Source organism: Streptomyces sp. 13-12-16, assembly GCF_002114215.1.
Lineage (GTDB): Bacteria > Actinomycetota > Actinomycetes > Streptomycetales > Streptomycetaceae > Streptomyces.
Genome location: NZ_NCTE01000445.1, coordinates 1 through 10,028, shown reverse-complemented (window position 1 = coordinate 10,028; position 10,028 = coordinate 1). Strand labels below are relative to the sequence as shown.

Annotated in this window: 7 protein-coding genes and 1 pseudogene; 5 read left to right on the top strand and 3 right to left on the bottom strand. The window is 71.8% G+C overall.

Going from position 1 to position 10,028, the window contains the following annotated elements; genetic code table 11:
• On the bottom strand, positions 1–738 hold a 738-nt coding region (locus B7767_RS48080; RefSeq protein WP_256923479.1), incomplete at its 3' end, for a helix-turn-helix transcriptional regulator.
• A gap of 213 nt (positions 739–951) precedes the next feature.
• Between B7767_RS48080 and B7767_RS18225 the strand changes: the two genes are divergently transcribed.
• Entirely contained in the window at positions 952–1,668 is a 717-nt protein-coding gene (locus tag B7767_RS18225) for a DUF4232 domain-containing protein (protein WP_085573120.1), read from the top strand.
• 11 nt (positions 1,669–1,679) lie between these two features.
• Here the strand turns inward: B7767_RS18225 and hemB are convergent, their stop codons facing one another.
• Positions 1,680–2,681 carry a porphobilinogen synthase gene (gene hemB / locus B7767_RS18220; protein WP_085573119.1) on the bottom strand — a complete coding sequence of 334 codons (1,002 nt, stop codon included), beginning with the start codon at positions 2,679–2,681 and terminating at the stop codon, positions 1,680–1,682.
• A 114-nt stretch (positions 2,682–2,795) separates the two neighbouring features.
• Complete coding sequence (locus tag B7767_RS18215; protein WP_073933011.1) at positions 2,796–3,110, bottom strand: hypothetical protein; 315 nt, start codon at positions 3,108–3,110, stop codon at positions 2,796–2,798.
• Positions 3,111–3,634: 524 nt separating this feature from the next.
• Here B7767_RS18215 and B7767_RS49100 point away from each other — a divergent pair.
• The 4 genes and pseudogenes from B7767_RS49100 to B7767_RS48060 all read left to right on the top strand — a co-directional run.
• On the top strand, positions 3,635–6,934 hold the full coding sequence (locus B7767_RS49100; RefSeq protein WP_085573118.1) for an RHS repeat-associated core domain-containing protein: 3,300 nt from the start codon (positions 3,635–3,637) through the stop codon (positions 6,932–6,934).
• 526 nt (positions 6,935–7,460) lie between these two features.
• On the top strand, positions 7,461–8,420 hold the full coding sequence (locus B7767_RS18205) for a D-2-hydroxyacid dehydrogenase family protein (protein ID WP_085573117.1): 960 nt from the start codon (positions 7,461–7,463) through the stop codon (positions 8,418–8,420).
• Between the two features lie 69 nt (positions 8,421–8,489).
• Entirely contained in the window at positions 8,490–9,671 is a 1,182-nt protein-coding gene (locus tag B7767_RS18200; RefSeq protein WP_085573116.1) for an MFS transporter, read from the top strand.
• A gap of 137 nt (positions 9,672–9,808) precedes the next feature.
• Positions 9,809–10,028 (top strand): annotated as a pseudogene (locus tag B7767_RS48060) (hypothetical protein); the annotation flags it as partial.

Below are 10,028 nucleotides of genomic sequence, written 5' to 3'. Positions count from 1 at the left end.
CCGGTCCCCCCCGCCGTCGCCGCCGTCCGGCAGGCCCCCCAGGGCGAACGTGCCCCCGCCGAGCACGGCGGCCACGGCGATCCCCGCCAGGACGGCGGTACGGGTACGGCGGCGGGGGCGGGGGCGGACCTCGCCGGGGCCGGTGACCGCCGGGATCTCGGCCTCCGGGGCTCCCGCTCCCGGGGTCCCCGCTCCTGGGATCCCCGCTCCCGGGGTCCCGGTCTTCTGGGTCCCCACGTCCGGGGTCCCCGCTCCCGGGATCTCAACCTTCTGGGCACCCACGTCCGGGGTCCCCGCTCCCGGGGTCCCGGCCTCGGACTGACCGGCCATCGGCTGCCCGCCCGCCGGCTGCCCGGCCGCCGGACCGCCGTCCGCTTCCCGGTCCCGGACCGTCGCGTCCTCCGCCGGTTCGGCCGCGGGTGCCGGTGCGTCCACGGACGCCGCTCCCCCGGCGGACGCCGCTCCCTGCGACGGCGCGCCCTTCCGCCCCCGGGTCACGTCCGCCAGCACCCACTTCCGGTGCAGCTCGACCAGTTCCTCGGGGCGCGCCTTGCACAGCCGGGCCAGCCGCTCGACGGGCGCGTACTCCGTCGGCACCGCGTCCCCGTTGCAGTAACGGTGCAGGGTCGACGTACTCATGTGGAGCCGTTTGGCGAGCACCCCGTAGCTCAGCCCGGACCGCTCCTTCAAGGCCCTCAACTGCGCGGCGAATTCCGCCGCGGCCGTGTTCTCCGACACTGTTCCTCCCGCCCCCGTATCCCATTCCGCCGTTCCAGGGGACGGTCGTTTCCCCAGGTCACAGCGTTCCGCGCGTTCCAGCGTCCCGGATCCCCCGCCAGGTGTGGCGACCGGGACGGATCGGCGGACAAGCTCTGGTCATCCAAGCACGCCGCTCCCGGCTCCCGGTCGAGTGGCCACGCCGAACCCCTGAACCACGTAAAGGAATTCACCATGCGCACCTCTCGCATCCGCCTCGTCGCCGCCGCCGGAGCCGTCCTCGCCGCCCTCGCCCTCACCGCCTGCGAGGACGGCGCGGGCACGCAGGACGAGGGTGCCTCCCAGCCCGCGGGGGCGGCGGAGAGCACCGAGGCCCCCTCGGGCGGCTCCCAGGCGGACAAGGGCCGGAGCACCGGTGGCGGCACCGCGGAGCAGGACGAGGCCGGCGGCAAGAGCGACGGCAAGACCGGCGACAAGGGGACGTCCGCCGGCACCGGCGGGAACTCCGGTGACTCCGGGAACTCCCGCGTCACCTGCAACGGATCCAACACCACCGTCGACGCCCGGCCGGTCTCCCGCCCCGTCAACCACATGCTGATCACGGTCAAGAACTCGGGTTCGGGGACCTGCGACCTCACCTACTACCCGGTGCTCCGCTTCGACGAGATGCAGTGGGTGCCTCAGCCCGTCGAGGCGTCGAAGCCGCAGGCCGTGGTCACCCTCGCCCCGGGTGAGACGGCGTACGCGGGCGTGCTCCTGTCGGCCGCCGACGGCAGCGGGGACGGCGGCACCACCGCCCACAAGCTCACCGTCGCCTTCCAGGGCTCCACCCCGAACAGCGACGGCGGCCCGTCGGCCATCCCGGCCCTGCCGGCGGACGGCGTGTACTACGACAGCAGCATGGCGGTGACGTACTGGCAGCAGTCGATGGACGACGCCCTCACCTACTGAACCCGTCGAACCTACTGAACGGCACGCAGCTTCTGGGCCACCTCGGTGGCCCAGTAGGTGAGGATGTTGCGCGCACCGGCCCGCTTGATGCCGGTCAGCGCCTCCAGGATCGCCCGGTCCCGGTCGATCCAGCCCTTCTCTGCGGCGGCCTCGATCATCGAGTACTCACCGGAGATCTGGTACGCCGCCACCGGCACGTCCACCGAGTCCGCGACCCGGGCGAGGATGTCCAGGTACGGGCCCGCCGGCTTCACCATCACCATGTCGGCGCCCTCCTCCAGGTCGAGCGCCAGTTCGCGCATCGACTCGCGGACGTTCGCCGGGTCCTGCTGGTACGTCTTGCGGTCGCCCTGGAGCGAGGAGGCGACGGCCTCCCGGAACGGCCCGTAGAAGGCGGAGGCGTACTTGGCGGTGTAGGCGAGGATCGCGACGTCCTCCCGGCCGATCTGGTCGAGGGCGTCGCGGACGACGCCGATCTGCCCGTCCATCATCCCGCTCGGCCCGACGACGTGGGCGCCCGCGTCGGCCTGCACCTGGGCCATCTCGGCGTACCGCTCCAGCGTGGCGTCGTTGTCGACGCGCCCCTGCTCGTCGAGGACCCCGCAGTGCCCGTGATCGGTCGTCTCGTCGAGGCACAGGTCGGACATGACGAGCAGGTCGTCCCCGACCTCGGCCCGCACGTCCCGCAGGGCGACCTGGAGGATCCCGTCCGGGTCGGTGCCGGGCGTCCCGACGGCGTCCTTCTTGGACTCCTCCGGCACGCCGAACAGCATGATCCCGGAGACGCCGGCCGCCACGGCCTCCGCCGCCGCCTTCTTCAGGCTGTCCCGCGTGTGCTGCACGACACCCGGCATCGCCGCGATCGGCACGGGTTCGTCCGCGTCCTCGCGCACGAAGGCCGGGAGGATGAAGTCGGCGGGGTGCAGCCGGGTCTCGGCGACCATGCGCCGCATGGCGGGGGTGGTACGCAGACGCCGCGGCCGCGTGCCGGGGAAGGATCCGTACGTCGTCATACCACCTACGCTACGCCCGCCCCTCCCGTGCCTTTACCGACGCGGAGTCGGCCCGGTCCTCCGGGGGCCGGACCCGGCGTCTCCCCTGACCACGGCCACCTCACGCGCGTCCCCTCAGGCCGCCGTGTCCCACTCCCCGGGCAGGTCCTCCTCGTCCGGCGGCCGGTGCGCGGCCTTCTCGCGGGCGCGCAGGACGGCCCAGGCGAGGAGGGACGCGCAGGTGAGGTACCAGGGCAGCGGCCACAAGGCGGGCCACCAGCCGGCGGACGGTGCGAGGAGGAGGTCGGCGGCGGCCGCGGCCATGCCGGCGGCGAGGTTCCAGCACAGCAGGCGTCCGGCCCACCGGACAGGGCCGGTGAACCGGTTCGGGGTGGCGGGGCGCCGCGTACGGGAACGGCAGAAGGGCAGGGATCTGCCGGATTCGCTCATCGCGCGAAGGTCCTTCACGGAAAGGGGGCGAACGTGGCCGGATCGGCCGGACGCGGTCAGTGTGCAGGCCGTGGGACCGCTCCCACAGAACCGTCACGGGGCGGACACACCCTCTGAGACAACTTCCCGCCAGGCGTTTTCCCGCATCCGCCCCGAGGGGGCCGGGCGATCACTGTCCGCACGGCCGGGTGGGCCCGCCGTGAACCTGTCCGAAAAAGCCCCCTGAAGAGCGGCAAACGTTCCGGGTTGACCCTGACTTGAAGCTTTTCGGTCGATGCCACCCTGCGAAAAGGGCTGAGAGTGGACAACTTCACGCTTCCATCAGTCCACTTCGCCCAAGAACAGCCCTGGTTGCCACCGGTAAGCGGTGGGGCCGATTCCAGCCCGTATGCATATGACGTTCGAGGGCACGCCGCGTCACTTTGTGTGCGTCCTGTGACACCTTGTGGGGCGCCGGTGACCGTGGGGGTCTCCGGTTCCGACTGCCCGTCTGTCGTACTCCTGACTCCCTGTGGGGGAAGCTGATGCACTCGCGTGCCGTGCGCACGCCGTCGTGGCGTGCCCGGAGAACACACAGAACCGCTCTCGTCGCGGCGATCACCACGGCCGCCGTGGTGATCGCGGCGGCACCCGGCCTGGCGGCGACGCCGAAGCCCGTGCTGCCGGAGCCGGAGAGCCCGTGGACCGAACCGACCAAGGTCGAGGCCCCGGCGACGCCGGTGGGTTCGACGAAGCCCCCGGCCTCCCGCGCGGAGGCGGAGCCGTCCGCGGAGGTCGCCGCGTGGCGTACGGCGCAGGAGGCCCGCGCGGCCGGGGAGGACACCACCGCCCGCGCGGCCGCTGCCGCCGGGACGGCGTACGTCCCCGAGGGGCAGGGCGAGGTGCCCTGGCACCGCATCCTCGACACTCGCCTGAACGACGCGCTGGTGGCGCGGGTGAACGTCTCCGACGGCAACCTGATGCTGGCGGCCACCGACTTCGACATCGCCGGGGTGGGCCAGAAGCTTCGACTCACCCGCACCTACAACTCCCTCGACGCCCCCTGGGGGAAGGTGTCGCAGCGCTGGTGGCAGGCCTACGAGCGCTACCTCCAGGTCGGCGACGGCGAGGTCGTCGTCTTCGACGCCACCGGCGAGACCCTGCGCTTCGAGGAGACGGGCACGGGCGGTTACACCACCCCGGCCGGCTACTCCAAGGACCTGAGGAAGAACGCGGACGGCACCTACACGCTGACCGACCGCAAGTCCGGCACCAGGGACACGTACGACGAGCACGGCACCCTGCTCAAGGTCACGGACAGGAACGACGGCACGATCACCGTCGACCAGCACGACGAGGGAGCCGAGCACAAGGGCTTCAAGCTCACCGAGACCCGCTCCGGCCGCTGGATCGACCTGCTCAAGACCTACGGCGACCAGTGGCAGGCCAAGGACCACACCGGCCGCACCGCCGTCCTCGACCTCGACGCGGCCGGCAACCTCACCAAGGTCACCGACACCGCCGGCAAGGCCACCACCTACGCGTACGACTCCTCGCGCCGGGTGACGAAGGTGACCACCCCCGAGGGAACGGTCACCCTCTTCACCTACGACGGCCACAACCGCGTCACCTCCGTGCAGCGGGCCACCGAGTCGTCCTCCAGCGGCCACACCGGCCCGACCTGGCGCTACGACTACAGCGCGGCCACCCCGTCCGACGCCGGCACCACGACGGTCACCGACCCCGACGGCGACGAGGCGATCTACACGCACAACGCGGACGGCGAGGTCACCAAGGTCACCGACCCCCTCGGCCACTCCCGGCACGCCACCTACGAGAACCACCTGACCCAGACCGCCATCGACGCGATGGGCACGGGCGCGGACGGCACCGGCGGCAACACCACCACCTACGGCTGGGACGGCCGCAACAACCCGGTGAAGGCCGAGCTGCCGATGGGCGCCACCGCCCAGGTCTCCCAGTACCGGACCATCGCGGGCACCGACCTGCCCGACGACTTCACGACCGCCGACGGCCGCAAGGACAGCTTCACGTACGACGCCAACGGCAACACCCTGTCGGTGACCACGTCGGGCACCGCCGGCGCGACCCGCGAGTACACCTACAACGAGGCCGACCCGAAGTGCGGCGGCTTCGAGGGCCAGCGCTGCACGGCGAAGGACGGCAACGGCAAGGTCACCTCGTTCACCTACGACACCAAGGGCAACCTGATCAAGGTCAAGCCCCCGGCGCCGCTGGGAGAGACGACCTACACCTACGACGCGCTGGGCCGGGTGGAGACGGTCAAGGACGGCCGGGGCATCACCACCGTCTACGGCTACGACTCCCGCGACCGCGTGCGCGAGGTCTCCTCCACGAACCTCACCGTCACCTACGCCTACGACGGTGACGGCAACGTCACGACCCGCACCGACGCCTCCGGCACCACCACCTGGCAGTACGACAAGCTCAACCGTGAAAGCGTGCGCACCCTGCAGAACGGCGCGCAAACGGCCCTCGCCTACACCCCCGGCGGCGACGTCGACCACTACACCGACCCGACCGGAAGGACCGACTACACCTGGGACGACGCAGGCCGCCTCGACCACCTGGTCGCCCCGGACGGCAAGAAGACCGACTTCGACCACGACGACAACGACAAGCGCACCACGACCGTCTACCCCGGCGGCACCACCCAGACGGTCACCCTCGACAAGAACGGCCGCCCGGAGAAGATCAAGACCACCTCCGGCACGCAGACGTTCGTCGACCTGACCTACAGCTACAAGAACACCGCGGGCAAGGACACCACCAAGGTCCGCACTCGCACCGACAACCTCACCAAGCTCACGACCACCTACGACTACGACTCCCAGGACCGCCTCCGCCACGCCCTGGAGGCCGACTCCATGGGCGCGCGCAAGGCGTCCTGGCTGTACTGCTGGGACAAGGCCGGCAACCTCACCAGCCACGACGGCAGCAAGAGCACCTGCCCGGGCGCCACGACCTACAGCTACGACGACGCGAGCGAGCTGACCGGCAAGAACGGCTCCACCACCGGCTGGTCCCACGACGAGCTCGGCAACGAGACCACCGGTGCGAGCACCATCGCCCGCACGAACGAGACCTGGACGGACCACAGCCAGCTCTCCGGTATCACCGCAGCCGGCAGGACCTACGACCTGGTCCACGCGGGGACGGACAACTCCGAACGCACCAAGCTCGGTTCGACCTGGTTCCACCACACCGCGCTCGGCCTGGCGTCCACGACGACGAACGGCGTCGACACCGGATTCATCCGTGAACCGGCGGGCACCCTGAACTCCATGACGACTGGGGGGAAGTCCTTCTACTACCTCACCGACGCCACCGGCAACGTCCTCGGCCTCGTCGACGACGCGGGCAAGCGCACCCACACCTACGCCTACGGCCCCACCGGCCTGCCCCGCACCACCCCCACCGAGGCCGTCCCCCAGCCGTACCGCTACGCCGGCGCCTACCTCGACCCCACCGGCCTGTACAAGATGGGCCACCGCTACTACGACCCCGCCCTCGGCCGCTTCACCCAGCCCGACCCCTCCGGCCAGGAGGAGAACCCCTACCTCTACGCCGCCGGCGACCCCGTCAACCGCGTCGACCCCACCGGACTCCTGTGGGACGACATCGCCGGGGCGCTGAAGTCGGGAGCGAAAACCGTGGGGCGCTGGGCGAAGCCGACGCCCGGCTATGTCGCCGCCTGCTACACCACGAATTCGATACTGGACGAAGACGGTAGCGACTGGAGCGAAGAAATGGGGGACTTGTGGGCTTGCGCTGATCCCACCGGCGGATTCATCCCCGACTGATCAGGGCAAGGCAGGAGGGCGGGGGCCGGGATCCCCCGCCCTTCCCACCTCTCCGCACGACGTCTTGACAACGGGAGGAAGGCCATCTCATGGAGAACTCCAAGAAGATACAGGTCGCCCTCTGGGTGATCGCGATAGCAGTTGGCGTCATCGTCGGTATCTGGACGGTCGACTGAGCCCTCACGGGTGCCACCGCGGGTGCCCGTGCCGTCGTGCCGGCGTCCGGTACGGCTGGAACCGCCGGCGCCGGTGCCGGGTCGTGCCCATGGTGACGGCGGCGACCGTCCGGGAACGCTCGGTCCGCCCGCCCCGACGCCCCGGACCTGGACGACGAACACCGCGCTCCTCCCCCGCGCCGGCCCGCGCGCCCTGCCGCTGGACCCGTGGGTCCCAGGCGGACTGATCGTCGGCTGCGAGGCCCTGTCCATCTCCCACGCCCCCGGCCACGACCGCAGCTCATGCCGGACAATCCAGGGGCGCCCGCCCGAGCCGTGGCGGGGGCACCGGCTCACGGGAAAGGACCGACATGCGGCTTCGCTGTGCCGTGCTCGACGACTTCCAGGACATCGCCACCACGATCGCCGACTGGAGCCCCCTCCACGACCGCGTGGAGGTGACCTCCTTCACCGAGCACTTCACCACGGAGGACGAACTGGCCGCGGCGCTCGCGGACTTCGACATCGCGGTGACGCTGCGGGAACGCGTCCCGTTCCGCGCCTCCCTGCTCGACCGGCTCCCCCGGCTGAAGCTGCTCGTCGCGTCCGGCATGCGCAACTCGGTCATCGACTACGCCGCCGCCGAACGCAACGGCGTCACGGTCTGCGGCACCCAGAGCTCCCCCACCCCGCCGGTGGAGCTGACCTGGGCGCTGCTGCTCGGGCTGGCCCGCGGCATCGTCCCGGAGAACAACGCCCTGCGCACGGGCGGCCCCTGGCAGTCGACGGTCGGCGCGGACCTGCACGGCCGCCGCCTCGGCCTGCTCGGACTGGGCAAGATCGGCAGCAGGGTGGCGCGGGTGGGCCTCGCCTTCGGCATGGAGGTCACGGCGTGGAGCCCGCACCTCACCAAGGAGCGCACGGACGAGGTGGGCGTCGAACTGGCCCCCTCGAAGGAGGAACTGCTCCGCACCGCCGACTTCGTGTCGCTCCACCTCGTCCTGGGTGACACCACCCGGGGCATCCTGGGTGCCCCCGAACTGGCCCTGATGAAGCCGACCGCCCACCTGATCAACACCTCCCGCTCGGCACTCGTCGACCAGGACGCGCTGCTCACCGCGGTGCGCGAGGGCCGTATCGCGGGCGCGGCCGTCGACGTCTTCGACACGGAGCCGCTCCCCGCCGACCACCCGATGCGCACCGCCCCCCGCCTCCTGGCCACCCCGCACCTCGGCTACGTCTCCCGGCTCAACTACCGCACGTACTACGGCCAGGCGGTCGAGGACATCGAGGCCTACCTGTCCGGCACCCCGATCCGCCGCCTCGGCTGAGGCCGCGGGGCGCTAGAGTGTGCGTGTTGGCCTTCGACGCCCCCGCGGGAGCGTTCGAAGGCTTTTTTCATGCCTTCCGACACCTCCGAACCCACCACCACCTACCGCGCGTTGCTCGGCAACCGCGAGTTCACCGGCCTGTACGCGAGCTTCACCCTCACGGTCGCCGCGAGCACGCTGTCGGGCTTCGCGCTCGCCACGCTGGTCGACCGGCAGACCGGCTCCCCGTTCCTGACGGCCGTGAGCATGTACGGCGCCACCTTCGCGACCGTGCTCGGCGCGATGACGCTGATGTCGGTCGCGGACGGGAACCGCCCCCGCCGCACCCTCGTCGCGCTCCAGTGCGTCTCGCTGCTGGGCGTGGCCGCGCAGGCGGTCCCCGGACTGCCGCTGGCCGTCCGCTTCGCCCTCCTCCTGGTGCTGGGCTTCTTCCAGTCCCTGGGGACCGGCACCCGGATGGGGCTGCTCGCCGAGGTGGTGCCGGCCTCCGCGTACGTCCCGGCGCGTTCGCTGATGAACATCACCTCGGGCGGCATGGCCGTCCTCGGCTACGCGCTCGGCGCCGTACTGCTGCGGTACCTGAACCCACAGGACGTCTTCGTCGCCGCGACGGCCCTGACCGGCGCCGGACTGGTCGTGGTGGCGACGACCGTCCGGGAACGCTCGATCCGCCCGCCCCGACGCCCCGGCCTGCGGCAGACCTGGACGGCCAACACCGCGCTCCTCTCCCGCTCCGGCCCGCGTGCACTGCTGCTGAACCTGTGGGTCCCCAACGGACTGATCGTCGGCTGCGAGGCCCTGTTCATCTCCTACGCCCCCGACCACGCCGGTGTCCTCCTGGCCGCCGGATCGGCGGGCATGCTCCTCGGCGACCTGACCGTCGGACGGCTCCTCACCGCCGAACGGCGACGCCGCTGCGCGTTCGCCCTGCGCCTGCTGCTCGCCGCCCCGTACCTGCTGTTCGCCCTCCACCCTCCCCTGCCGGTGGCGACGGCCGCCGTGTTCGTCGCCGGTGCCGGTTTCGCCGCCACCCTCCCCCTTCAGGAGCGGCTCCTGACGCTGACCCCCGACCCGGTCCGCGGCCAGGTCCAGGGCGTCGAGTCGGCCGGCCGCATGACGTGGCAGGGCATCGGCGCCGCGCTGGCGGGCGGCATCGCCCAGCACCTCGCCCCCGCCACGACGATCACCGCGCTCGCCGCGGTCTCCGTCACCGTCACGGTCCTCTCCCGCCCCTTCGTGGCCCGCACCTGAGCCGCCGCCCGACGGGGGCGGCGGGCAGGCCGGGCACCAGCGGCTTTTGGACCGGTCGGGCCGGCTCCTTTTGGCTCTGCCCATCGGACCACGGCCGTAGCAGGCTGGGAGGACCGTCGACCTCCCGGAGGGTTCTCTTGAGTCCCGCGTTCCTGCTGACCACCCCGGTCGTGGTGGTCACCCCCGGCACCGGCGTGGTGTACACCCTCGCCGCCGGGCCGTCCCACGGCCGCCGGGCCGGCGTGGTGGCCGCGCCCGGCTCCCCCGGCCTCGTGCTCCGGCGCGGCGCGGTCTTCACGGCGCTGACCCTCGTCGTCTTCGCCGCGTACGGCATGGGCGCCGCGGCCGTGCGCGACC

What these genes read in the sequence shown, in the direction of transcription:
- B7767_RS18225 (WP_085573120.1), top strand. Translation starts at nt 952, where the DNA reads ATGCGCACCTCTCGCATCCGCCTCGTCGCCGCCGCCGGAGCCGTCCTC.
- hemB (WP_085573119.1), bottom strand. Translation starts at nt 2,681, where the DNA reads ATGACGACGTACGGATCCTTCCCCGGCACGCGGCCGCGGCGTCTGCGT.
- B7767_RS18215 (WP_073933011.1), bottom strand. Translation starts at nt 3,110, where the DNA reads ATGAGCGAATCCGGCAGATCCCTGCCCTTCTGCCGTTCCCGTACGCGG.
- B7767_RS49100 (WP_085573118.1), top strand. Translation starts at nt 3,635, where the DNA reads ATGCACTCGCGTGCCGTGCGCACGCCGTCGTGGCGTGCCCGGAGAACA.
- B7767_RS18205 (WP_085573117.1), top strand. Translation starts at nt 7,461, where the DNA reads ATGCGGCTTCGCTGTGCCGTGCTCGACGACTTCCAGGACATCGCCACC.
- B7767_RS18200 (WP_085573116.1), top strand. Translation starts at nt 8,490, where the DNA reads ATGCCTTCCGACACCTCCGAACCCACCACCACCTACCGCGCGTTGCTC.